This window comes from Helicobacter bilis ATCC 51630 (assembly GCF_000686565.1).
Classification (GTDB): domain Bacteria; phylum Campylobacterota; class Campylobacteria; order Campylobacterales; family Helicobacteraceae; genus Helicobacter_A; species Helicobacter_A bilis.
In genome coordinates, this window is record NZ_JMKW01000109.1 from 1 (window position 1) to 1,783 (window position 1,783).

General features: G+C 28.2%; 3 protein-coding genes. All 3 read left to right on the forward strand.

The window, feature by feature from the left end; genetic code table 11:
* The first annotated feature begins 227 nt into the window (after nt 1-227).
* The 3 genes from T368_RS0111375 to T368_RS0111390 all read left to right on the forward strand — a co-directional run bounded on the left by T368_RS0111375 (nt 228) and on the right by T368_RS0111390 (nt 1,690).
* Nucleotides 228-803: a cyclic nucleotide-binding domain-containing protein gene (locus T368_RS0111375; RefSeq protein WP_004084900.1), complete on the forward strand. Its 576-nt coding sequence runs from the start codon at nt 228-230 to the stop codon at nt 801-803.
* Nucleotides 790-1,359 (forward strand): hypothetical protein, encoded by a 570-nt coding sequence (locus tag T368_RS0111380; protein WP_138161016.1) that lies wholly within the window; start codon nt 790-792, stop codon nt 1,357-1,359. Before T368_RS0111375 ends, T368_RS0111380 begins: the two co-directional genes overlap by 14 nt.
* A gap of 121 nt (nt 1,360-1,480) precedes the next feature.
* Nucleotides 1,481-1,690, forward strand: a complete 210-nt coding sequence (locus tag T368_RS0111390; RefSeq protein ID WP_004084904.1) for a hypothetical protein — start codon at nt 1,481-1,483, stop codon at nt 1,688-1,690.
* Nucleotides 1,691-1,783 lie beyond the last annotated feature (93 nt).

Here is a 1,783-nt window from a genome sequence, read left to right on the forward strand (position 1 = left end):
TTAATACCAATATAGTGTTTGTAATTTACTTATTTGTATATTGTTTTACATAAAAATACTAATAAATAAATATTTTATTAATAGTATAATATATCCATACATTTTTTTAATGCCGTAAAATAGGCAGTTTCACACACATAAATTAAGGCATTTTGCCACACATGTGTCCCACATTGCCACATTTTACCACATAAATTAACATGTTTTAACATGGAAAAGAGGTAAAAATGGTGTTTTCTCGGCAACACATACATAATATTGCTAAAAAGAATTTTATCATTGATTTTGAGTTATTATCAATTCTTGGCATTACAAAAACTGAAGCAATCATCTTAGACCATATATCTTATTTCAATAAAGCGTATGGTGCTATATCATTAAATATCAGTCAGTTTGTAGAAATTTTACAAATAAGCAGACAACATTTTTATCGTTGTATAAAAAAGCTTATCGATAAAAATCTCATATCTAAAGATAGTAAAGGCATAGAAGTAACAGAGATTTATAAAGAAACAAAATTTACATGTTTTAAAAAAGCACACAACAATAAATCAAAACAAGCAGATAAATATGACAAAAATGCTAAAACAGATGACTTCAATAAGCATGAAAAAATGCTTGATAATCTGTCGCAAAATGTTACAAAAGTGTCTCATAATGTTACACTTCCTATACTATATAATACAAATAATAACTTTATGTGTGTATCAAACACACATAAAGGAAATATAAGAGATTGCATTCGCAATCATCAACAAATGCAACAAACAGAAAGGTTTGTTGCATTTGTTGAATTGGTGTAGAGCTAAGCAAGTAGAAAAAGGCATGAATGCAAATGTTTTGCAGGAAATAGAAATCAATCAACTACAAAAATTACTGCAAAATAAACAAGACACACAAATACAAACTGAAATACAAACAATACAACAATCACTCAAAGAAAAAATGAGTGCAAGTGAATTAGAGGCGTTAAGAAGCTTTAGTATTTCACTTGCAAGAACAGGTATATTTCTAATTCCACAGAATCAAAAGACTTTTGTTTGCCATGTAGAAAAGCTAGTGGCACAAAAGAAATATTTACAAAGCATGATAGCGTATAGCAAAGAGAATAATTGCTTGTGGATTTGTGATGATAATGATGATAGTGTGGGTATGCAATGCTTAGAAAGATTATGGAATTGTGTAGAAACAACTTTGCAAGAAAAAGAACAAGAAGTTATAGAGCATGTATCAACAAAACACAGAAATTTATTATTGCAATTTATGAATTGCAGAAAAGAAAAAGGCAGGGCAATGAATGAGTTTAGTTTAAAGCGTTTATGCTTTGTATTTAATGAATTAGAGCAAAGAGAGGAATAAGTGTTATAAATTGCGTAAATCAAAGCATTGAACGTGGTTATAATTGGGTATTTAAGCCTACACATAGAAACAGATTTTTTAACAGAAAAGCTAAGAAAGTGGCTTAGAGAAAGGATAGAAAATGAATAATAAGCATAATATTGAGTATAAGAAAACTATCACAATCTTTTTTCTTGGATTTATCTGCATAATTCTACTGATACACGCTTACACATTGACTATTGATTTAAATGAAAGGGGAAAAGAAAAAGAAAAGATATTAAAAGAATATAGACTTTATCAATCCTTATACAATGAAGCAAAAAATAATAATAGCAAAAAAGGTAAATAATGCTAACAATTGCAAATTTAAGCGGTGGTAGAGATTCCACTGCTATGGTTATAAGGTATTTAGAGTTAGGAAATAATATTGATTATATTCTAT